This window comes from Waltera acetigignens (assembly GCF_025567015.1).
In the GTDB taxonomy this organism is placed as follows: Bacteria; Bacillota; Clostridia; order Lachnospirales; family Lachnospiraceae; genus Acetatifactor; species Acetatifactor acetigignens.
The window spans coordinates 224883-245262 of the sequence record NZ_JAOQJO010000003.1; the positions used below are offsets into that span (position 1 = coordinate 224883).

24 protein-coding genes are annotated in these 20380 nt (G+C 47.4%); 19 read left to right on the forward strand and 5 right to left on the reverse strand.

All coding sequences use genetic code 11. The features are described 5' to 3' along the window. Positions 1-64 precede the first annotated feature (64 nt). A complete protein-coding gene (locus tag OCV96_RS05250) occupies positions 65-490 on the forward strand; it encodes a protease complex subunit PrcB family protein (protein ID WP_118540018.1) in 426 nt (141 codons plus the stop codon). Positions 491-501: 11 nt separating this feature from the next. Here the strand turns inward: OCV96_RS05250 and OCV96_RS05255 are convergent, their stop codons facing one another. Continuing rightward, a complete protein-coding gene (locus OCV96_RS05255; RefSeq protein ID WP_022312711.1) occupies positions 502-672 on the reverse strand; it encodes a hypothetical protein in 171 nt (56 codons plus the stop codon). Between the two features lie 24 nt (positions 673-696). Then, on the reverse strand, positions 697-1638 hold the full coding sequence (locus OCV96_RS05260) for a LysR family transcriptional regulator (protein WP_118730643.1): 942 nt from the start codon (positions 1636-1638) through the stop codon (positions 697-699). Between the two features lie 101 nt (positions 1639-1739). Here OCV96_RS05260 and pyrB point away from each other — a divergent pair, with 101 nt between their 5' ends. From pyrB to OCV96_RS05275, 3 genes are read left to right on the forward strand one after another with little or no spacing between them, the layout of a single operon-like run. After that, positions 1740-2687: an aspartate carbamoyltransferase gene (gene pyrB / locus OCV96_RS05265; protein WP_117466442.1), complete on the forward strand. Its 948-nt coding sequence runs from the start codon at positions 1740-1742 to the stop codon at positions 2685-2687. Then, positions 2681-3106, forward strand: coding sequence for an aspartate carbamoyltransferase regulatory subunit (locus tag OCV96_RS05270; protein WP_022312708.1), 426 nt, complete (start codon positions 2681-2683; stop codon positions 3104-3106). Before pyrB ends, OCV96_RS05270 begins: the two co-directional genes overlap by 7 nt. Before the next feature lie 53 nt (positions 3107-3159). Next, on the forward strand, positions 3160-3957 hold the full coding sequence (locus OCV96_RS05275) for a YoaK family protein (RefSeq protein WP_117569103.1): 798 nt from the start codon (positions 3160-3162) through the stop codon (positions 3955-3957). A gap of 280 nt (positions 3958-4237) precedes the next feature. Here the strand turns inward: OCV96_RS05275 and OCV96_RS05280 are convergent, their stop codons facing one another. Continuing rightward, positions 4238-4864: a methylated-DNA--[protein]-cysteine S-methyltransferase gene (locus OCV96_RS05280; protein WP_262593719.1), complete on the reverse strand. Its 627-nt coding sequence runs from the start codon at positions 4862-4864 to the stop codon at positions 4238-4240. Between the two features lie 118 nt (positions 4865-4982). On the opposite strand from OCV96_RS05280, the gene OCV96_RS05285 reads away from it, so the two are divergent. The 4 genes from OCV96_RS05285 (at position 4983) to OCV96_RS05300 (ending at position 9660) form a co-directional block, all read left to right on the forward strand. Beyond that, positions 4983-6248, forward strand: a complete 1266-nt coding sequence (locus OCV96_RS05285) for a dihydroorotase (protein WP_022312706.1) — start codon at positions 4983-4985, stop codon at positions 6246-6248. A gap of 67 nt (positions 6249-6315) precedes the next feature. Then, positions 6316-7092, forward strand: coding sequence for a dihydroorotate dehydrogenase electron transfer subunit (locus tag OCV96_RS05290; RefSeq protein WP_227732659.1), 777 nt, complete (start codon positions 6316-6318; stop codon positions 7090-7092). Next, positions 7092-7997 (forward strand): dihydroorotate dehydrogenase, encoded by a 906-nt coding sequence (locus OCV96_RS05295; RefSeq protein ID WP_022312704.1) that lies wholly within the window; start codon positions 7092-7094, stop codon positions 7995-7997. The genes OCV96_RS05290 and OCV96_RS05295 overlap by 1 nt, the downstream gene beginning before the upstream one ends. Positions 7998-8079: 82 nt before the next feature. Then, complete coding sequence (locus OCV96_RS05300) at positions 8080-9660, forward strand: DUF3794 and LysM peptidoglycan-binding domain-containing protein (RefSeq protein WP_262593720.1); 1581 nt, start codon at positions 8080-8082, stop codon at positions 9658-9660. Positions 9661-9758: 98 nt separating this feature from the next. Here OCV96_RS05300 and OCV96_RS05305 read toward each other — a convergent pair whose 3' ends face one another. Continuing rightward, a complete protein-coding gene (locus tag OCV96_RS05305; protein ID WP_262593721.1) occupies positions 9759-10376 on the reverse strand; it encodes a hypothetical protein in 618 nt (205 codons plus the stop codon). A gap of 281 nt (positions 10377-10657) precedes the next feature. Between OCV96_RS05305 and ispE the strand changes: the two genes are divergently transcribed. From ispE to OCV96_RS05330, 5 genes are all read left to right on the forward strand, one after another. Further along, complete coding sequence (gene ispE / locus OCV96_RS05310) at positions 10658-11518, forward strand: 4-(cytidine 5'-diphospho)-2-C-methyl-D-erythritol kinase (protein ID WP_117466438.1); 861 nt, start codon at positions 10658-10660, stop codon at positions 11516-11518. A gap of 15 nt (positions 11519-11533) precedes the next feature. Beyond that, the gene (locus tag OCV96_RS05315) at positions 11534-12220 is read left to right on the forward strand and encodes a GntR family transcriptional regulator (RefSeq protein ID WP_022312700.1); all 687 of its coding nucleotides are present in this window, start codon (positions 11534-11536) and stop codon (positions 12218-12220) included. An 81-nt stretch (positions 12221-12301) separates the two neighbouring features. Beyond that, the gene (locus OCV96_RS05320) at positions 12302-12631 is read left to right on the forward strand and encodes a hypothetical protein (protein WP_022312699.1); all 330 of its coding nucleotides are present in this window, start codon (positions 12302-12304) and stop codon (positions 12629-12631) included. 13 nt (positions 12632-12644) lie between these two features. Beyond that, a complete protein-coding gene (gene murI / locus OCV96_RS05325; RefSeq protein ID WP_022312698.1) occupies positions 12645-13487 on the forward strand; it encodes a glutamate racemase in 843 nt (280 codons plus the stop codon). A 14-nt stretch (positions 13488-13501) separates the two neighbouring features. Continuing rightward, positions 13502-13927, forward strand: coding sequence for a YwiB family protein (locus OCV96_RS05330; RefSeq protein ID WP_022312697.1), 426 nt, complete (start codon positions 13502-13504; stop codon positions 13925-13927). A 111-nt stretch (positions 13928-14038) separates the two neighbouring features. Here OCV96_RS05330 and OCV96_RS05335 read toward each other — a convergent pair whose 3' ends face one another. Next, positions 14039-14515 carry a hypothetical protein gene (locus OCV96_RS05335; protein WP_117466435.1) on the reverse strand — a complete coding sequence of 159 codons (477 nt, stop codon included), beginning with the start codon at positions 14513-14515 and terminating at the stop codon, positions 14039-14041. Positions 14516-14752: 237 nt separating this feature from the next. Here OCV96_RS05335 and OCV96_RS05340 point away from each other — a divergent pair, with 237 nt between their 5' ends. The 6 genes from OCV96_RS05340 to OCV96_RS05365 all read left to right on the forward strand — a co-directional run bounded on the left by OCV96_RS05340 (position 14753) and on the right by OCV96_RS05365 (position 20379). After that, a complete protein-coding gene (locus OCV96_RS05340) occupies positions 14753-15502 on the forward strand; it encodes a metallophosphoesterase family protein (RefSeq protein ID WP_022312695.1) in 750 nt (249 codons plus the stop codon). A gap of 43 nt (positions 15503-15545) precedes the next feature. Beyond that, complete coding sequence (locus OCV96_RS05345) at positions 15546-16241, forward strand: tyrosine-protein phosphatase (protein WP_262593723.1); 696 nt, start codon at positions 15546-15548, stop codon at positions 16239-16241. Positions 16242-16353: 112 nt separating this feature from the next. Beyond that, positions 16354-17712: a sugar ABC transporter substrate-binding protein gene (locus OCV96_RS05350; protein WP_262593724.1), complete on the forward strand. Its 1359-nt coding sequence runs from the start codon at positions 16354-16356 to the stop codon at positions 17710-17712. A gap of 68 nt (positions 17713-17780) precedes the next feature. Next, positions 17781-18683 carry a carbohydrate ABC transporter permease gene (locus OCV96_RS05355; protein WP_022312692.1) on the forward strand — a complete coding sequence of 301 codons (903 nt, stop codon included), beginning with the start codon at positions 17781-17783 and terminating at the stop codon, positions 18681-18683. A gap of 3 nt (positions 18684-18686) precedes the next feature. Next, entirely contained in the window at positions 18687-19541 is an 855-nt protein-coding gene (locus OCV96_RS05360) for a carbohydrate ABC transporter permease (RefSeq protein ID WP_117466431.1), read from the forward strand. Between the two features lie 4 nt (positions 19542-19545). Further along, positions 19546-20379, forward strand: a complete 834-nt coding sequence (locus tag OCV96_RS05365) for an MBL fold metallo-hydrolase (RefSeq protein ID WP_227732678.1) — start codon at positions 19546-19548, stop codon at positions 20377-20379. The last annotated feature ends 1 nt before the right edge of the window (position 20380 follow it).

Here is a 20380-nt window from a genome sequence, read left to right on the forward strand (position 1 = left end):
AGGAGTATATTTCTGCTTTTTTCACATAAATATGCAATAAGGAAGTTTTAACGGTGGATGACGGATGAAAATCAAATGGAGACAGTGGAAAATCATAATGACCGCAGTACTGGGGGCATTGCTGCTCACAGGCTGCGGTCTGCTTTCGAAAGAGAATGTGAAACTCAGAGATCTGGATTTTACGGTACTCAGTGAAGAAAAAATTCCCGAGGAATTAAAGACTGTAATCGCTGAAAAAGGAACGGAGCCATTTCAGCTGACCTACAGTGATAATCAGAACCTCTATATCAGTATTGGTTACGGTGAGCAGAAGACCGGTGGGTACAGCATTGCTGTGGATGCCCTGTATCTGACGGACGATGCCATTCATGTCAGCACCAGCCTCTTAGGCCCGGATATCACCGGACAAAAGGAAGGCGCAGGGAAACCCTCCACGCCTTACATTGTGTTAAAAACAGAACTTCTGGATAAAACCGTGCTTTATGATTAAACGAATGGTTCTTACAGATCCATCAAAATCTCCCGGCGCCGCCAGCTGATAAAACCATACATATCATTGAAAAAGAAGATGGTGAAATTCACTACAACGGGGATGTATGCCGGGTTTTCCAGGGAAGCCAGCGTCCACAGGATCCATTCCTTTTTTGTAAAATTTTTAAATGGATTTTTCAATTTTTTATCCTCCTGAAATATGATTTAGTTGCCAGCAACAGACTCATTTTCAGGATCCAGGATTGGCAGATTACGCTGACAGCGTTCCCGCAGATAACTGCAGAAAGTAGCGGTAGCCCGGCTCTGACTGCGGCTTTTGTCCCACAGCATTTTTACTTCGCGGGACGGTAGAGGCACATTTAAGGTCAGCGGAACGAGACTGTCGTTTTCAAAAAAGGGAGCTGCCAGAGGCTCCGGCACGAAGCCTACTCCCAGATTGTTCTGGAGCAGAGGGATGACCAGATCGGCGGTAGCTACTTCCATGGCGGGTTCGTAGTCCAGATGCTGTTCAATAAATACCTTCCGGTAATATTCATAGCTGGCGGTGCCGTATCCCAGACCAATGATGGAATGGAGCCGGAATTCTTTCAGCGTCATGGGACGATCAGACAAGGCGGCATAGTCGGGGCCGCCGGCGGGAACCTCCCGGAAAGTCAGCAGATCTTCGCAGGCCAGAGCATCATGAAGTTCAAAAGGGGTTGTCACAACAGCCAGATCCAGCCGGCCGTTCTGCAGAGATTTCAGAATCTCCGGAGTGGTATTGTTCTGGATACGTATTTTGATCTCCGGATAGCCAGTCTGGAAATCATGGAGATTCTGTAACAGAAATAAATGCAGGGCGGTCTCGGTGACACCCAGTTCAATGGTGCCGCTGCACACGTTTTTGTTCCGGCACAGTTCGGCTTCCGCATCCAACAGATGTTGACAGGCGATGGCAACATGGGCATAGAGCCGTTTTCCCTCTTCGGTCAGCTTCAGTCCCCGGGGTTCCCGGAGAAATAAACGGCAGTCCAGCTGATCCTCCAGAATATGAATAATCCGGGTCACATTAGGCTGGCTGCTTTTTAAGACCATGGCAGCCTTGGTGATATTTTCGTATTTTGCGACATAATAGAAAATCTTGTAATATTCAAAACTAATATCCATATAAAAATGATATGCCTCACATATAAACTATATATTTTTAGTATCCGTGTGGATATAGTATAATACGCGGTTGAAAAAAAGTAAACAGAGGAGAAAAGGATATGCGACATTTGATTGATTCACTGGACCTGTCGGTAGCGGAGACGCAGGAAATCTTAGACCTGGCAGACCGGATTGCTGCCGATTCCGCTGCATATGCTCATTGTGCAGATGGAAAAATACTGGCAACCTTATTTTACGAGCCCAGCACACGTACCAGATTATCTTTTGAGACGGCTATGCTGAACCTTGGCGGCAGAACATTGGGATTTGCCGGTGCGGAACAGTGCAGTGCCACGAAAGGTGAGACGGTGGCAGATACCGCACGGGTGGTCAGCTGCTATGCAGATATCATTGCCATGCGGCATCCGAAAGAGGGAGCACCGCTCCGAGCTTCCATGTATTCCCGGATTCCGGTGATCAATGCCGGGGACGGAGGACATAACCACCCGACCCAGACCATGATCGATCTGCTGACCATAAGACAGCGCAAAGGACACTTGGATCATCTGAAGATTGGCTTTTGCGGTGACTTGAAATTCGGCAGAACCGTACACTCTCTGGTGAATAGTCTGGTGCGCTATCCGGGCAATGAATTTTATTTCATTTCTCCGGAGGAACTGAAGGTTCCGGAATATCTGATCGAGGATACTCTGAAACCGGCCAAAGCCCCCTACCATGAGGTATCCAGCCTGGAGGAGACGCTGCCAGAGCTGGATGTGCTTTACATGACCAGAGTTCAGAAGGAACGTTTTTTCAATGAGGAAGATTATATCCGGTTAAAAGATATCTACATTTTGGATCAGGAGAAACTGAATCTGGCGAAAGCGGACATGCCGGTTCTTCATCCGCTCCCAAGAGTGGACGAGATCGCACCGGAAGTGGATGCAGATCCGAGAGCAGCGTATTTTCAGCAGGTATTGAATGGTAAATTTATCCGTATGGCATTGATCTTAAGTCTGTTAGACCTTACGGATCCTGTGACGGGAAAGAAGGTGTTTTTATGTTAAACGTAGAATCCATTCAGAATGGTGTTGTGATCGATCATATTCCCGCGGGAAAGGGAATGGACATCTACAGATTGCTGGAATTGGAATCCAAGACGCAGTCTGTAGCATTGCTGCAATCGGTGAAAAGCCAGAAATACGGCTGCAAGGATCTGATCAAGATTGAGGGCGAGACGTTGCCGGAGCGGTTGGATATTCTGGGATATCTGGACAGTCAGATCACACTGATCGTGATCCGGGACGGAAAAGTTGCAAAAAAGTATCATCCGGTTCCTCCACAAAGACTGGTTAATGTGATAAAATGTAAAAATCCCCGTTGTATTACCAGTATAGAGACGAATTGTGACCACATATTTGAACTGTCACCTTCCGGAAGATATCGTTGCCTGTACTGTAATCAGGAGATGCCTGTAGGAAGGTAATTGTATGTATCGGAGACAGAATCTGCAGGTTACTGAAAGGAATGAGAATTACTATGCAACGTAAATTACACGGACAAATGTCAGAGTCGTTTCTGATTGCTGGAATTTTGTCAATTTCCGGCGGATTACAGGATGCTTATACTTATATGTACCGTGGCAAGGTATTCGCCAATGCCCAGACCGGTAATATCGTGTTGCTGGCCCAGAATCTGGTAGACCGGAACTGGTCCGTGGCGCTTCGGTATTTTTCCCCGCTTTTGTTCTTCGCGTTGGGAGTAGCGGCAGCGGAGTGCATCCATATGCGATATCAGAAGGCTCAGAGGATCCACTGGCGGCAGCTGGTGCTTGCTATAGAGATTCTGTTGCTGTTTGCCGTGGGATTTTTCCCGAATGAGATGGATCTGCTGGCCAATGCCATGGTATCTTTCGCCTGCGCCATGCAGGTACAGGCTTTCCGCAAGGTGAACGGTTATGCTTTTGCCAGTACCATGTGTATCGGTAATCTGCGCAGCGGCATGGAATCCCTGTGTGCCTATGGGAAGACGAAGGACAAAAAAATCTTACGGAAATCCGGCAATTATTTTGGAATCATTTTCCTGTTTGCCGTTGGTGCGGCGCTGGGCGGACATATGATCGGCTACATAGGGGCGAGGACCATCTGGATCTCCTGCATCATATTACTGATCAGCTTCCTGTGTATGTTCATTAAAGAAGAAAAGAAGGAACATCCCGAGATCGTACAGGAGGAACGGGAGATTCGTGAAAATCTGCAAAACATCCGCAAAGAAGCAAAAGATGTGGAACATATTCTGGAGGATGATATCCGTTCCCAGATTGAGAAGAAAAAGTAAAAAAACTGCAACGAAAAATATTACAGTGCTTTTACATCGTCCCGTAAAGCACCGGTCATCTCCTGGACAAAAGTGGTCTGGGAGGAGATCTCTTCCGCTACGACGGCGAATCCGCGGCTATGTTCTCAGGCACGGGTCGTCTCGATGGAAGCATTCAGGGACAGAAGATTGGTTTTTCACACCGCAGTATGGCCTTGCTGACATGGTAAAAAATCGGCCAGAACCGATGAAATTTGCCGGCTTCCGGTATCATGGACGAAAGGCTGCGATGAAAAAAGTTTCACAGCGATATACCGAATTTCTGCAGGTCTACTTTATTGCCGGTGACCTCGATGCCGTCGGCCCGGAGGCGGTTGGCCTGTTCGTTGGAACCGCCGAAGGCAAAGGCACCGGAGAGTTCCCCTTTGGAATTGACCACGCGGTAGCAGGGGATATGGTCGGGATCCGGGTTCTTGTGCAGGGCATTGCCCACGGCCCGGGCCATCTTCGGTTCTCCGGCCATGGCGGCAACCTGACCGTAGGTGGCGACGCAGCCTTTCGGAATCTTTTTGACGGCTTCATAGATCCGCTTCGTAGGACTGTCGGTGACGAGATCATAGCTTTCTGCGATCATGCGCCGGATGTCCTCATCGGGGATCGAACCATCTAAAATAATGGTGTTCCAGTGATCTTTATTCTGATGATATGCGGGAATGACGGAAGAAAAGGTACTGCGCCAGAAGTCCCGCCAGGCAGGATCGGTCTTCACATTCAGATGCAGACAGCCATCCTTTTCATAAGTCCATAGAAAAGCTTTTTTACTGCCCTTCACACGTACCAGCTGCCAGTTGGGATCGTGGAAGGGCATTTCCATATAAGTATTTGGAAAAGACAATCCGTAGTTCAGCGCTTCCTCTCTTGTTTTCATGTCGTCAGACCTCCTTTTTTCTATTATAACACTCTTTTCTTTTCTATGAAAACATGATAAACTTTTCCGAGAAACAGGTCACGAAGGCGGGTGGTAAAAGCCCGGGAATGGAGACAATATGATACTGATACATGATGGCTACATGATCGATCCCAAGTCGGGCAGAGAGGGCAATTATGATATCCTGATCGACGGTGACAAGATTGTAAAGATTGCGGAAAAGATAGAACCGAGGGGCAAAGTGACCCGGATCAATGCGGAAGGGTTATTGGTGGCTCCCGGGCTGGTGGATGTGCATGTGCATTTCCGGGATCCCGGCTTTACGGCAAAGGAAGATATCAACACCGGTGCAGCAGCAGCAGCAAAAGGCGGCGTGACCACAGTGGTACTGATGGCGAACACGAAGCCTGCGGTGGACAGTGAGGAGACGCTGCATTATATCCTGGATAAGGGAGCGAAGACAGGCATTCATGTGACCACCTGCGCCAATGTGACCATGGGGATGCAGGGAAAACAGCTGACGGATATGAAGAAGCTGGCAGTGGCAGGTGCCGTGGGATTCACGGATGACGGAGTGCCCCTGCTGGATGCGGAACTGGTGCGCCATGCCATGGAGATCTCCGCAGAGCTGGACATGCCCATCAGCTTCCATGAAGAAGATCCGAAATATATCGAGAACAACGGTGTGAACCGGGGAAAGGCCAGCGAGTATTACGGTATCGGCGGTTCTGCCAGAGAGGCGGAGATCGCGCTGGTGGAGCGGGACCTGAAGCTGGCAGAAGAGACCGGAGCCTGCATCGACATTCAGCATATCAGCAGCAAGGAAGCGGTGGAGCTGGTGCGTCAGGCCAAAAAGCGCTGCTCCAATATCCACGCGGAAGCCACTCCTCATCATTTTACCCTGACTGAGGATGCCGTGATCAAGTACGGTACACTGGCGAAAATGAATCCGCCCCTGCGGGAGGAAGCGGACCGTCAGGCGGTGATCCGGGGACTGGTGGACGGCACCATCGATATGATCGCTACGGATCATGCACCCCATACTGCGGAGGAAAAAGCAAAGCCGATCACAGAGGCACCCAGCGGCATTACCGGGTTGGAGACGTCTCTGGCGCTGGGCATTACGGAACTGGTGGACAGAGGATATCTGACCATGAAGCAGCTGTTGCGTCTGATGAGTACCAATCCGGCGGCTATGTACCATCTGGATGCCGGATATCTGGCCGAGGACGGCCCGGCGGATGTGATTCTGATCGATACCGCAGCGGAGTTCACTCCGGAGAAATATGCGTCCAAGGCCACGAATACACCGTTTACCGGATGGAATCTGAAGGGTGAAGTGAGGAAGACCATCTGCGGAGGCAGAATCGTATACGAAGCGTAGAGCCCATGGTAGAGAGCACTTATAAGAGCGCTATAGCGTTATAAATAGAAGAGAAAAGGACAATAACATGAAAAAGAAAATCACAGCAACCGTGCTTTCCCAGAAGGAGATCGCACCCAGAATTTTTGACATGTGGATCGCTACAGATCTGGCTGAACAGGCAAAAGCCGGTCAGTTCATCGGCGTATACCCCAAGGACCGGAGCACCTTGCTGCCCCGTCCTATCAGCATCTGTCAGGTAAGCGACAAAAAGGATGCCCTGCGCATTGTGTACCGGATTGCCGGACAGGGCACCGCGGAATTTTCTTCTTATACAGAAGGAGACAGTGTGGAGATTCTGGGAACCTTAGGCAACGGCTTCCCCACAGAGGCAGCGGAAGGCAAAAAAGTATTCCTTATGGGCGGAGGTATCGGTATCCCTCCCATGCTGGAGCTGGCAAGAGAGCTTCCGGCTTCCGCAGAAAAGCAGATCATCGTGGGCTACCGTGATAACCAGCTGTTCTTAAAAGAGGATCTGGAAGAGAACGGAACCGTATATATTGCCACCGAGGATGGCAGTGTCGGCACGAAGGGCAATGTCATGAATGCCATCGAAGAAAATGCATTGCAGGCAGATGTGATCTTCGCGTGCGGACCGATGCCCATGCTCCGTGCGATCAAAAAATATGCGGAAGAAAAAGAAATCAAGGCCTATATCTCTCTGGAAGAGCATATGGCCTGTGGCGTGGGTGCCTGCCTGGGCTGCGTGGTAAAGACCAAAGAAGTGGATCATCATTCTCATGTGCATAATGCGAGAATCTGCACCGATGGCCCCGTATTTGATGCTGAGGAGGTAGAGATCTGATGAATACACAGACAACGATTGCAGGAGTAACTTTCAAAAACCCCGTAATGACAGCATCCGGAACCTTTGGCTCCGGCATGGAATATGAAGAATTCGTAGATCTGAACCGCCTGGGTGCGGTGGTGACCAAGGGTGTAGCCAATGTGCCCTGGCCCGGCAACCCGACCCCTCGTGTGGCAGAAGTATACGGCGGTATGCTCAATGCCATCGGTTTGCAGAACCCCGGCATTGACGTATTCATGGAGAGAGATATTCCTTTCCTGAAAAAATATGATACGAAGATCATTGTGAACGTCTGCGGTAAGACCGTAGAGGATTACGTGGATGTGGTAGAACGACTGGGAGACGAACCGGCAGTCAGCATGCTGGAGATCAATGTATCCTGTCCCAATGTCAAGGAAGGAGCCATTGCGTTCGGACAGAAAGCAGATGCTCTGTACAATATTACTTCCGAACTGAAAAATCATGCAAAACAGCCCATTATCATGAAGCTGAGCCCTAACGTAACGGACATTACGGAGATGGCAAAGGCAGCGGAGGCAGCAGGCGCAGATGCCCTGTCCCTGATCAATACCATCACCGGTATGAAGATCGACATTCACCGCAGAAAATTCGCCATTGCCAACAAGACCGGCGGCATGAGCGGCCCTGCCATCAAACCCATCGCTGTCCGTATGGTCTATCAGGTGGCACAGGCGGTACAGATCCCCATTATCGGTATGGGAGGTATTGCCACGGCGGAGGATGCCATCGAATTTATCCTGGCAGGTGCCAGCGCTGTCAGCGTCGGAGCCATGAATTTTGTGGATCCCTATACTACCGTGAAAGTAGTGGAGGGCATCGAGGATTACATGCGTACCTACCATGTGGAGAATCTGACCGATCTGATCGGTGCAGTGCAGTAAGATACAGAGAACAGAATACGGTATAAGTACACAGAGACCTTCATATATATAGATATATCTGTATATATGGAGGTCTTTTATTGTGGAGCTGATCAAGAGAAATATACATATGGACCGGGTAAAACGATCCACTGTCATACAGTTTACCATGGAGGAGGATCTGAATCTTCCAGAGGATAAACCGGACATCAGTACCCTGAACCTGGAAAAGGGAGAAGTTGTCATCGAGGAGATCCGGCCCGGTACGGATGAGGTGACGGTACGGGGAAAACTGGGTTATGCCATTCTGTATCATACGCAGGAGACAGGGAGCAATCTGGTGCTTTTAAGCGGTGCACTGCCCTTTGAAGAAAAAATTCATATGGAGGGAACGTTGCCGTCAGATACTGTAGCGGTGAATGGAACCGTAGAAGATTTCACGGTAAATATGATCAATTCCCGGAAGCTGAATCTGCAGGCATTGCTGCTTCTCACGGCCCGGATCGAAGAGATTTACGATGAAGAACTGCCCGTGGGAATCCAGGGAGGCAGCGCCGGAGAAGGTGTGGAATACCGGATCTCGCCCATGGAGGTGACGGAGCTTTCCATCTGCAAGAACGATATTTTTCGCAAAAAAGAGGAGATTCCGCTGCCCTCCAGCTATCCGAATATTTACCAGATCCTCTGGAGTAATGTGTCACTGCGGGATGTGGAATTCAAGCCACAGGAAGAGAAACTGGCAGTGCAGGGAGATATTCAGGTCTTCGTTCTCTATGAGGCAGAGGGGGAGGAGCGGTCTATTCGTTCCTATGAGACGACAATTCCGCTGAATGGCACTCTGGAATGTCAGGGATGTCGGGAGGAACTGCTGCCGGATATCCGGTATTCACTGGTAAGACAGGAACACGGACAGCCAGAGCTGACGATCCAGCCGGATCTGGACGGGGAAGAGAGAATCCTGGGGCTGGAATGTGCTCTGGAACTGAATATCCGTCTCTATGAGGAAGAGCAGATCGATATTTTAAGAGATATTTACGGCGTGACAAAAGAAGTGATCCCGGACACCAGAGATGCCAGCCTGCGTCAGTTGCTGGCCAGAATCACAGGCAAGACAAAAGTGACGGATCACAGAAAGACCGATATCGGCTCACCGGTACTGCAGGTGTTGCACAGTGAGGGAATCGTGACGATCGATCATCAGGAGACCACAGAGGAAGGAATCCGCCTGCAGGGCAGCATTGATCTTACGGTGTTGTGCATTACGGAAAATGATGAGACTCCTTATGTGAGTACCAGAGAGCAGATTCCGTATGAATATACCCTGAATGTGCAGGGAGTGACGGGAACGGATCAGGCAGAGGTACACAGTGAACTGGAGCAGCTGCAGGTGAATCTGCTGGAGGGAGAGGAACTGGATGTAAAGGCTGTTCTTTCCTTTTCCACGACCGTGATGAAGAATATTCCGTTAGAAGCCATCGAAGGGGTGGAAGAGCGGGAAATCGACAGTAATGTGCTGGCCGGGCTGCCCAGTGCGGTGATCTATATTGCGGCACCGGGGGATGACCTGTGGAGCATCGGCAGGAAATATCATATGCCGGTGAAGACTGTAAGAGAATTAAACGCGCTGGAAAGCGATGAATTACGCCCGGGGCAGAAGGTGCTGCTGGTAAAAGGTCTGGCCTGATACAGTTCGGAAAAGAAAAACCATGTTGTACATGGATGCGTTCTGTGGCATCGGTACAACATGGTTTTTCTATAGGAAAGTCTGTCGAGAATACGACATTATTCTTCTGTGGTCAGTCCGGCATCTGCTGCCAGCTTGTCGAATTTCTCCATAACAGCATCATAAGTCTTCTGGGAGATCTCGGGAAGAGAACCGCCCCAGGTCTTCTCAGCCTGTGCGTAGCCCTTCTTGAATGCCTCGCGCATGGACTCGATCTTGTCCGGGTCACCGCCGGTCAGAGCATTGGCAAACTGAATGATACGGTCGGAAGTCTGGTTCACACCCCAGTAACCGTCCTCGGCGATATCTGCCTGCGCCTGTGCCTTGGTAGCAGGATCTACGGTGAAATTACCGGAACGTAAAAAGGACCAGATGTCATTGGCATTGCCGTAGGTGTTAGCCTGCTTGCCCATCATCTGTTCTACCAGAGAACGAAGCTGACTGGCACGGTTTTCCGCATCTGCCTTTAATTTGTTGACCAGATTGGTATCCGGTGTATAGGTTTTCTTCGTGGAAGAAGTCTTGGCAGCGGTGCTGTGCTCATAGATGACACCGGTATCTTCCGCGGTAGTTGTAGTTTTTGCTTCCTTTGCGGAAGTTTTCTCTTTTGCTGCACTTGTGCTGTGATAGCTGTAGGCTGCAGCGGCCTGGGTTGATGTAACTCCGTTTACGCTCATAGTTTCCTCTTTTCCGGTACGGTTCTGCTGTCCGTACCTGTTGTCATCCTTGACTATACATGTTTTAACCTTCTGAGGGTTTTTGGTTTCACCTGTTATATCGTCCCCGGACAGAGGATACTTTAGAGGATTTAGAGAAAAACAGTGGAAAAATCCATGGAAAGAACCGCACTCCATTGACAAAATACGCAGGATTGTATAAAATTAAGTACAATTATTGTATACACGCTATTCAGAGGCATGTAGTTTTGGAATAGCGCCCTAACGTATTGGAGACAAAAATGAACGAATATCGGATAAAAGCGTATGCCAAGATCAATCTGGGGCTGGATGTGGTCAGAAGACTGGAGAATGGTTACCATGAAGTGAAGATGGTCATGCAGACTGTAGGAATCTATGATGTGCTGGACTTTGAGAGAACAGACGGTGGGATCGTGATAACCACAGATTCCGGTGAACTGCCTACGGATGAGAATAATCTGATCTACAAAGCGGCAAAACTGATGATGGAGACTTATCCTATCAGTGGAGGCGTGAAGATCCATCTGGAGAAGCATATTCCCATAGCAGCGGGCATGGCCGGCGGCAGTACGGATGCAGCAGCTACCTTAAAAGGAATGAACCGTCTGTTTGATCTTGGGTGCACACTGAAGGACCTGATGGAACTGGGGGTGAAGATCGGTGCGGATGTTCCCTATTGCGTCATGGGCGGAACGGCGCTGGCTGAGGGAATCGGCGAGAAACTGACACCGCTTGCTCCGGCACCGGACTGCTATGTACTGGTGGCAAAGCCCGATATCAATGTTTCCACCAAATACGTGTATGAACATCTGGATGCTCAGGAGATCGTGAAACATCCTGATATTGACGGTATGGTGGAAGCCATCGCTGAGGAAAGCTTACAGGGAATCCTGGACCGGATGGAAAATGTGCTGGAGACGGTAACCGTCAGTGCATATCCTATAATCCAGACGATCAAGGACCGTATGAAGGAACTGGGAGCCATCAACAGTCTGATGAGCGGAAGCGGTCCCACGGTATTCGGTATTTTTGTAGAGAAGGACATGGCCCGCAGGGCATATGATAAATTAGAGGAGGAACAGCTGGCAAAGCAGATTTTCCTGACGGAATTTTGTGAGTAATGCCAGAGTAGAGGTATGCAGGATAATTTACAGGTGACAATGGATGAATTTCTGCCACTCAGAGATGTGGTGTTCAATACTTTGCGTCAGGCCATTCTGACGGGGGAACTGAAGCCGGGAGAACGACTGATGGAAATCCATCTTGCCAACAAGCTGGGAGTCAGTCGTACGCCGATCCGGGAAGCCATCCGTAAGCTGGAACTGGAGGGACTGGTGACCATGATCCCCAGAAGAGGAGCAGAAGTGGCTCAGATCACGGAGAAGAGCATGAACGATGTCCTGGAGGTCCGCAGGGCCATGGATGCGCTCTGCGTGGAGCTGGCGTGTGACCGGATCACTCCGGAGGAATTACAGGATCTGAAAAAGGCCTGCGATACCTTTGAAGCGGCTGTGAAGACCGATGACATTAAACAGATCGCACAGGCGGATGTGGCATTGCATGACATCATTGTACAGGCCACGGGGAACCAGCGCCTGATCCAGCTGGTCAACAACCTGTCCGAGCAGATGTACCGTTATCGTTTTGAGTATATCAAGGATTTCAGCCAGCATGAGCGCCTGGTGGAGGAACACAAGGTCATCTATGAGAGCATCGTGAAAAAGGATAAGGAAACGGCATCCAATATGGCCAAGGTGCATATAGATAATCAGAAAAAGGCGATCATCCGCCAGATCCGTCTGGAACGGGAGAAAAATAAATAGATTTCAAAAGTATAATCTGTCCGGAAAGCGGTAATGATTTCCATAGAACCGAAACGGTAATTTATGGAAAGAGGAATGCTGATGGATAGATTATATGTTTCTTATGAAAAATATCGCAGGATGATTGCAGAAAAGAAAATATTACACCGGCTGGTGCAGGGAGTCCGGATACTGACTGTGGCACTGGCCTGTTACGGCTGGTGGGGCGTGATCTACCCGGAGCTTACGATGCTGCCGTCCACCTATGAGATCGTATACGAGGAGACGGAAGCCACGGAGGCAGAGACTGTACAGACCGGTCCGGAAGTGGTAGAATGGAATTCCGACAGCCAGATCTATTGGAAGATTCTGGAGGCGGATCCGGAGCAGATCCGGTTCAAGAGCAGACTGCTTACGATGTTAAAAAAATAAAAGGAGAAATCCCATGTATCAGGAGAATGTTACTGCGCTGAAAAAGGATGCCCCCATCGGGGTATTCGATTCCGGTATCGGCGGACTGACCGTTGCCCGGGAGATCATGCGGCAGATTCCCAATGAGAAGATCATATATTTCGGAGATACGGCAAGAATGCCCTACGGCAGTAAGTCCAAGGAGACGGTGACCCGCTTTTCAAAGCAGATCGTGCGGTTTCTGGAGACTTTTCAGGTGAAGACTATTGTGGTGGCCTGTAATACGGCGAGTGCCTATGCACTGGATGAACTGGAAAAAGAGATCGATGTTCCGATCATCGGTGTAATCAAGCCGGGAGCCAGAACCGCGGCGGAGGTGACACGCAACGGCCGCATCGGCGTGATTGCCACCGAAGCTACCATTGGCAGCCAGATGTACAACAAATACATACAGGAACTGAATAAAGATGTTACGATCTACGGCAAGGCCTGCCCGCTGTTCGTACCTTTAGTGGAAGAAGGCCTGTGGGAAGATCCCGTGACTGATGAGATCGCAAAGCGTTATCTGTCAGAGTTGATTGATATTGACATCGATACCCTGATTCTGGGGTGTACCCATTATCCGCTGATCCGTTCCACGGTGGGACGTGTCATGGGAGATCAGGTGACGCTGGTGAATCCGGCATACGAGACAGCCAGAGAACTGAAGGGACTGTTACAGCATTATCATATTCTCAATGATGAGGAGCCGCATCTGGGAGAGAACAAGTACCAGTTCTATGTCAGCGATGGGGCGGAGAAGTTCAAGCACTTTGCCAATTCCATTATTAAATACGGAATCCTGTCGGCCAAGACCATTAAGATCGATGAGTATTAGAGGATGAAGAGAAAATGAATCGAGAGGTAGAACTTGTACTGTCCGGTCTGCATGCTTCCGGACAGGAGCAGGAAAGCGAAGCGGTGGAGACCGTGCAGCCGGCACAATATTTTAAGAGAAACGACAGTCATTATCTGCTCTATGAGGAGAAAATGGATGAAGACCAAGCTCCCTGCAGGAGCCGGATCAAATTCCGGGATCATCTGTTGGAACTGACCAGACAGGGGACGGCTGAGATGCATATGATCTTCGAGGAAAATAAGAGACATATGATCCCCTACAACACACCCTACGGGCAACTGATGCTGGGGATCGAAACCGGCAGGGTACTGGTAGAGGAACAGGAGGATCAGATTCACGTGACGGTGGAATACACGCTGGATCATGAGGGAGAACCCCTGAGCGAAAGCTGCCTGAAGATCCATATTCGGGAAAAATAGAAGAAAGATAAACATAAAAAATAGCAGATGCTCTTATGAATGCAAGCATTCAACGAACATCTGCTATTTTTATGTGCGTCAGACGACACACAATGGGGTCTGAATCGTTATTTACTTTACAGGCTTTGCTCCGGCCTTTTCCTGTGCCGTAGCTACAAGACGCTTGAAGAAGCCTTTTTTCTTCTCGGGAGCAGCTTCGGTCTTGCCGTGCAGTCCCTTGACATCCAGTACATAGATACCGCTGACAACGGCTTTTACTTCCTTTTTCACAGGAACGCTGTCGAAGATCTTCTCGTCACAGATCAGGGATACGATCTGAGGACCAACCTTTGCCTTGATGATGGGGAGTTTGGAACCGCGCATCATCTTCGGGGTCTGGTCAATGACCATCTGTGGAAGACCGGCATCTTTTAGCTTCATGCGTTTCTTATCGATGATCAGCATGGATACGGTCTGTTTGTTGGCATCCAGCAGTTCCTGCTGTTCTGCCTGTTTCTTCTGTGCTTTCTTACCTAAGAAATATAATACTGCAATGATAATCGCAAGTACTATTACAATAACTAATAATGTGATTGCCACCGGACTCATTTTACAGTCCCTCCTTCAGTTAATCGGAACAAATTCCTAAAAAACATTGTAACATAGATGTGATGAAATACGCAACCATACATTTATGATTTCTATCTTGTTTCCGGTTCTTGTAAGGAAGACTGTCACCATGTGGCAGTCTTTTTGTATTATAAAAAATTATGAAACACGTATGTCAACCGGTTGACATACGAGCGGTAAAATTATATAATGTGAAAAAAGAAGGAGGTGCGGAAAATGAAAGTACTGGTAGTATCAGATGTACATGCGAACATAGCCGCATTGAACACCATTTTGGAAAAAGAGGCTGATTACGATATTCTGTGCTGTGCCGGGGATTATACAGACTATGGAATCTATCCGGCGGAAGTGATAGAACGGTTCCGCAATCTGAAAAACACGCATCTTGTGTATGGCAACCATGATCTTCACGTTATAAATACTTATGAAAGTAAGGAATGGAAAAATGTAGAAGATGGAAAATACAAGTGGGTTCACTATAATTGTGAACAACTAAACGACCAGGGTATTAGGTGGCTGAAGCAGTTACCGGAAACTGCATATTTTGAGGCAGACGGATGGAAATACGGAATTGCCCATCAGTATGATAGTGGCTATGGGACGATAGAAAGCAGGTACGCGTTTGATAAATATTGGGCGGAGCATTACGGAACAGATAATACAGGGAACAGAAGACTGATTTTCGGGCATACACACAGACAATGTATTCATATTCTGGGTGATGGAATGGAATGGCTGAACCCGGGAAGTGCCTCGTATCGAAGACCCGATGACCCGGATAAGACGGCACATTATGCGACGATTACAGACGGCGAGATCCGATTGAAACAAATTCCCTACGACAGGAAACCACAGTTTGAAAAGGCAAAGGAATTTATAAGTACTGATAAAATGATGAGAACAGAAATTCAGGATTTTATGTTCTTTTTCGGGGATGCAAAGACCTCAAGAGAACCGTTGGAATAAGGAATAAAATAACAATAACAGAGATAAAAAGGGATGGAAAGAGATGAATTGTAGGAGATATCGTCTGGATCAGGTGGCAAATTTCAGAGATCTGGGAGGCTATGCGTGTGACGGTGGTGTAACCAGATATGGTGTGATTTTCCGGAGTACAGCCTTAAATAAGGCGACGGAAGAAGATATTGCGAAGATTGAGCATCTTGGCGTCAGGACGGTCATTGACTTAAGATTTCCCAGTGAAACAAAAGAACTGCCGGACAGACTGGGACAGGATATGGACTATATCAACTGTTCGCTTATGGGTACCACAAAGCTGGAACAGTTGGATATTGTAAACAGTAGTGTGGTGGAGACCAAAACGCTGCATCGCATGTATCGCCTGATGCTCCGCAACGGAGGAAAAGAGATCAAGAAAGCTCTAGAGGTAGTCGCTGATTCCGAGGGAGCGGTATTGTTCCATTGCGCAGCCGGCAAAGACCGCACCGGCATTCTGGCAATGCTGATCTTATCATCCGTGGGAGTGGAGAGGGAAGATATTCTGGTGGATTACCAATGTAGCAGCACCTATATTACAAAATTTACGACCGATATTTCCGGTTCCAATATCTACAACATGAAATGGATTCTGAACTGGATTGACCAGGAATGGGGTGGAGTTCCGGAATATCTGCGTCAAATTGGAGTACAAAGTGAAACTATACAAAAAATCAAATCCAAGTTTGTTGAAAATTTATATATGTAACCGGTTGACACACGATAAAAATTAGTATATATTCTTAATTACAAAATATGTAACCGGTTGACATACAATTACATATCTACAAAATGTATAGATTCAGAGAGGAGAACAATACATGAAAAAGAAAATTTTAGCAGGATTGTTGAGTGCAATGATGGTCGTATCATTAGCAGCTTGTGGAAGCTCAGAGACAGGTGCCACAGCTACAGAGTCCAAGAGTGAAACAACGGCAAATACTGCGGATGGAACAGCAGCCGCTGCAACAGATGCACAGGGCGGTTATGAAGGGAAAGAAGTGAAAGTCTGGATCAGCTCCGGCGCAGAAGATGATATATACCGTGAAATGTTCGACAAGATCGAAGGTGATCTGAATATTACCATTACAGATGAGTATTATTCCAAGGATGAATTGGACAATAAGATGCAGACTTCTTCTATTGCAGGTGACATGCCGGATGCTGTAGTTGCCGACTATCTGCTGATCCCCAAATATTATGAAGCGGGTCTGGTAGCAAATCTGGACGATTATGTAACCGATGAACTGATGGATGATTATCTTCCCAGCGTAGTATCTGAGTGCACTTATAATGATCACATCATTTCCGTTGCACAGTTCGATAGTGGTCTGGCTTTCTGGGCTAACAAATCCATGCTGGAGAATGCCGGTGTCAGAATTCCTGCCGATTACAAGGATGCATGGGATAAAGCAGAGTTTGAAGATGCGCTGAAGAAATTAAAAGACAGCGGTGTAGAATGGCCCATCTATGTAAGACAGAACAAACCTTCCACCGAGTATTACACCTGGATGCCGTTTGTAGCAAGCTTTGGCGGAGACTACATGAATCGTGAGACCGGACTTTGCACAGGAACTCTGGACGGCGATAATACAATTGCTTCTTTCGATTTCCTGGCAAAGCTGTTCACAGATGGATATGCAGATGCAACCTGTGATTATGAAGATTCTTTCCAGAAGGGTGAGAATGCCCTGGCTCTGTATGGACATTCCAAGTATCAGGATTATAAGGCTGCACTTGGCGATGATCTGATCCTGGTTCCCCTGCCTGATATGGGACACGGGGTTTACACCTGCTCCGGTTCTACTGTTATGATCATGACCACAGGAGCACAGGAATCCGGAAAGGATGATGCTGTATGGGCAATGCTGCAGGAAGCAACCAACCCCGATTACATCAAGATGGTAGTAGATGTCAACGGTGCGGTTCCCGCAAGATCCAGTGTTATGGATGCAATCCCCGACTATTGTGAGGGAGGTACCCTGTATCTGTACAGACAGCAGCTGGAGAGTGGTATTTCCTTCCTGCGTCCGTACACCCCTGCACATATGACCATTTATGATGCAATGGCCAGCGTTATCGGTAATATCTATGCCGGCGCAGATCCTGCAACAGAGTTGCACGATGCCGCTGCGAATATTGATGAAATTATTACAGAGAACGGATGGAACTTTCAATAATCTGAAATAAGAAGTATCGGATAAGGCTGTCTGTGAGGGCAGCCTTATTCATAAAAAAAGGAGTACTTATGGCAAACAGTTCTAAGAAAAAAAGCGGATTACAACGTGGCGAGTCAAAAGCCGCATTCCTGTTCTGCACACCGGCAGTGGTGCTGGCACTGGTATTTATCATTTTACCGTTTGCAATGTCTGTTGTGTATTCATTTACCAATAAACAACTGATTCCCAAAGTGGGAATGGAAACAGCTTTTGTAGGGTTGAAGAATTATATTGAGATTTTCACAAGCAAAGTGACAGTACTTTCTTTTAAAAATACATTTTTGTATGCACTGATCGTAGTGCCTTCGGTATTGGTGATCGGAACCGTGCTTGCGGTTTTTGTAAACCAGAAGATCAAAGGCGTACAGGTGTTCCGACTGATCTATTTCAGTCCGCAGGTTGTAACGATGACTGTAGTGGCAGTTATCTGGGCATTCATTTTTTCCTCCAAATCCAGCGGATTATTAAATTCGTTTCTGGGTCTGCTGCATATTGCACCTCAGAAGTGGCTTCAGGATCAGCATCTGGCACTTCCGTGTCTGGCAATTATGTATATCTGGCAGAATCTTGGTATGCAGATGTTGATCATTTTAAGTGGTCTGCAGTACATTTCCGAAGAACTATATGAGGCTGCCGAAATTGATGGATGTACCACCTTTGAGAAATTTATTTATATTACGGTACCCGGATTGAAGAACACACTGGTATACGTTTTGGTATCTGTGATTATCAATTCCCTGAAAGTATTCACTCAGGTGTATGTACTGACAAACGGCGGACCGTCCAATGCAACGACGACCGTAGTATTCCAGTTGTACAAAGCCGGATTCGTAAATGGACAGGTAGGATACTCTTCCGCAATCGCAGTTACATTCTTTATGCTGGTAATGGTTATTTCAATTCTGCAGAATAAGTTTGCAAAGGAGGACTAGGGAATGAGAACTGCAATGTCAAAAAGGAAAAAAATCATTATGAAATTGTGCATGTATCTTGGATATTTGCTCATAGCAGCTATTTTCATCGGACCGATCGTATTTTTGTTCGTATCTTCTTTGAAACCATATGCGCAGATCGAATCGGATATGTCAAATATCAGAGCATTCATTCCTTACGGAGACCTGTCACTGGATAACTATATCAATGTTATTGTGAAAGCGGATTTCTTCAAGTTCTTCAAGAATTCCGTTGTAGTAACGATCATCTTTGTCCTGCTGGCAACCACAATCAATGCAATGATCGGATATGCACTGGGAATGCTTAATTTCCGTGGAAAGGCAATCATTATATCCACCATTGTGGCATTGAGCATTATTCCTACAGAGTCCATTATCATTAACCGTTTTATGACAGTGAATTCACTGGGAATGTTAAATACATATATAGGACTGGCCATTCCCAGTGTCGCATATCCCATGTACATGTATCTATACTATAATCATTTTAAGGGAATGCCGAAGGAATTGCAGGAGGCTGCAATTATTGATGGAGCCAGCTACTGGAAAATATTTACCAAAATCATGATGCCTTTGTCTAAGCCGATCATTACCACTGTTGCGATCATGGCATTCATCCGTTCCTGGAGCGATCTGCTGTGGCCCACACTGGTTACCAGAGACGGTACTTACAGAACACTGCCGCTGGCTTTAAAATCATTGTTTTCCGACACCTATACTGATTGGGGACAGGTCTTTGCGTTCTCTACATTAATGGTTATTCCTACGATGATATTATTCCTGGTATTCCAGAAGCAGTTTGTGGCATCTGTGACATCCAGCGGAATTAAGGGGTGATAAAGTGGAAATCAGATATCTCGGAACAGGCGGAGCAGAAGGATTCCCCAGTATTTTCTGCCAGTGTGAAGCATGTCGTAAGGTAAGAATGTTGTTAGGAAAAAATGTAAAGACACGTAGCTGTACTCTGGTGGATGAGGTGATGATCGACCTGTCCCCGGATATCTTTTCACAATGCATTAACAGCCATGTGGATTTATCGGAGGTGAATCACCTAGTATTTACCCATTCCCATTCCGATCACCTGAATACCACAGAAATATGCTTCCGACTGCGGGAAATGGCATCCGTGATTCAAAAAAAAGATAAAAAAGTAATGGAAATTTATGGCAATGATGCGGTTCGGGATGGTATTATGGAGATAATAGCTAAGGATCCACATGTAGATCTGACAAGGATGAGATTTCACCGGATTCAAAAGTTTGAACCATTCCGTATAGGTCATTTAAAGTTTACACCTTTAAAGGCATATCACAAGCTGGACGAGGAAGCTTTGATCTTTGTGATCGAGGATGGAAGATCGACCCTGTTGTATGCAAATGATACAGGGGTCTTTCCGGAGGAAACACTGGATTTTATAGAACAACAGAACATAAAATTTGACGTCGTCAGTATGGATACCTGCAGAGGTATACTGGATGGTGACACGCATATGGGAATTCGGGAAAATGTAGAGCTGCGGGAGAAACTCCGCAGAATGCATGCAGTGACACCGAATACGGAATATTATCTGAATCATTATTCTCATATGTGCGGTATGATTCCGCAGGAATATGAAAGACTGGTAGGTCATGAGGGGTTCCTTTTGACTTACGACGGACTTTCCGTTACTGTCTGAT

Excerpts from the sequence above, each read along its gene's own strand:
- OCV96_RS05250 (WP_118540018.1), top strand. The coding sequence starts at position 65 with ATGAAAATCAAATGGAGACAGTGGAAAATCATAATGACCGCAGTACTG.
- OCV96_RS05260 (WP_118730643.1), bottom strand. The coding sequence starts at position 1,638 with ATGGATATTAGTTTTGAATATTACAAGATTTTCTATTATGTCGCAAAA.
- OCV96_RS05275 (WP_117569103.1), top strand. The coding sequence starts at position 3,160 with ATGCAACGTAAATTACACGGACAAATGTCAGAGTCGTTTCTGATTGCT.
- OCV96_RS05290 (WP_227732659.1), top strand. The coding sequence starts at position 6,316 with ATGAAAAAGAAAATCACAGCAACCGTGCTTTCCCAGAAGGAGATCGCA.
- OCV96_RS05330 (WP_022312697.1), top strand. The coding sequence starts at position 13,502 with ATGAATCGAGAGGTAGAACTTGTACTGTCCGGTCTGCATGCTTCCGGA.
- OCV96_RS05315 (WP_022312700.1), top strand. The coding sequence starts at position 11,534 with ATGCAGGATAATTTACAGGTGACAATGGATGAATTTCTGCCACTCAGA.
- OCV96_RS05320 (WP_022312699.1), top strand. The coding sequence starts at position 12,302 with ATGGATAGATTATATGTTTCTTATGAAAAATATCGCAGGATGATTGCA.
- OCV96_RS05295 (WP_022312704.1), top strand. The coding sequence starts at position 7,092 with ATGAATACACAGACAACGATTGCAGGAGTAACTTTCAAAAACCCCGTA.
- murI (WP_022312698.1), top strand. The coding sequence starts at position 12,645 with ATGTATCAGGAGAATGTTACTGCGCTGAAAAAGGATGCCCCCATCGGG.
- pyrB (WP_117466442.1), top strand. The coding sequence starts at position 1,740 with ATGCGACATTTGATTGATTCACTGGACCTGTCGGTAGCGGAGACGCAG.
- OCV96_RS05285 (WP_022312706.1), top strand. The coding sequence starts at position 4,983 with ATGATACTGATACATGATGGCTACATGATCGATCCCAAGTCGGGCAGA.
- OCV96_RS05335 (WP_117466435.1), bottom strand. The coding sequence starts at position 14,515 with ATGAGTCCGGTGGCAATCACATTATTAGTTATTGTAATAGTACTTGCG.
- OCV96_RS05345 (WP_262593723.1), top strand. The coding sequence starts at position 15,546 with ATGAATTGTAGGAGATATCGTCTGGATCAGGTGGCAAATTTCAGAGAT.
- OCV96_RS05280 (WP_262593719.1), bottom strand. The coding sequence starts at position 4,864 with ATGAAAACAAGAGAGGAAGCGCTGAACTACGGATTGTCTTTTCCAAAT.
- OCV96_RS05340 (WP_022312695.1), top strand. The coding sequence starts at position 14,753 with ATGAAAGTACTGGTAGTATCAGATGTACATGCGAACATAGCCGCATTG.
- OCV96_RS05350 (WP_262593724.1), top strand. The coding sequence starts at position 16,354 with ATGAAAAAGAAAATTTTAGCAGGATTGTTGAGTGCAATGATGGTCGTA.
- OCV96_RS05355 (WP_022312692.1), top strand. The coding sequence starts at position 17,781 with ATGGCAAACAGTTCTAAGAAAAAAAGCGGATTACAACGTGGCGAGTCA.
- OCV96_RS05305 (WP_262593721.1), bottom strand. The coding sequence starts at position 10,376 with ATGAGCGTAAACGGAGTTACATCAACCCAGGCCGCTGCAGCCTACAGC.
- OCV96_RS05360 (WP_117466431.1), top strand. The coding sequence starts at position 18,687 with ATGAGAACTGCAATGTCAAAAAGGAAAAAAATCATTATGAAATTGTGC.
- ispE (WP_117466438.1), top strand. The coding sequence starts at position 10,658 with ATGAACGAATATCGGATAAAAGCGTATGCCAAGATCAATCTGGGGCTG.
- OCV96_RS05270 (WP_022312708.1), top strand. The coding sequence starts at position 2,681 with ATGTTAAACGTAGAATCCATTCAGAATGGTGTTGTGATCGATCATATT.